The organism is Pseudomonas sp. SIMBA_067 (assembly GCF_046534675.1).
In the GTDB taxonomy this organism is placed as follows: domain Bacteria; phylum Pseudomonadota; class Gammaproteobacteria; order Pseudomonadales; family Pseudomonadaceae; genus Aquipseudomonas; species Aquipseudomonas putida.
This window is the reverse complement of the sequence record NZ_JAWRYH010000900.1, coordinates 1-253: the sequence shown is the minus strand read 5'-3', so window position 1 is coordinate 253 and position 253 is coordinate 1. Positions and strand designations below refer to the sequence as shown.

Genomic DNA, 253 nt, shown 5'->3' with positions numbered 1-253 from the left:
ACCAGCCTCAACGTGACCAACAGGAATACGCTGATAAAACGCCGCCAGGCTGGTTGCCAGCGTCGTCGTTGTGTCGCCCTGAACCAGCACGACGTCTGGTTTGAACTCGGCAAGAATAGGTTTTAGCCCTTCCAGAATCCGACAGGTTATCTCTGTCAGGCCCTGTCCTGGCTGCATTATGTTGAGATCGTAGTCAGGTACAATGGAAAAGAGTTTCAGCACCTGATCAAGCATCTCCCGATGCTGCGCAGTG

1 protein-coding gene is annotated in these 253 nt (G+C 53.0%); it reads right to left on the bottom strand.

Annotated elements, in window-relative coordinates; genetic code table 11:
* Positions 1 to 253: UDP-N-acetylglucosamine 2-epimerase (locus tag SB765_RS31820; RefSeq protein WP_410932783.1), on the bottom strand; the 253-nt coding region annotated here is incomplete at both ends.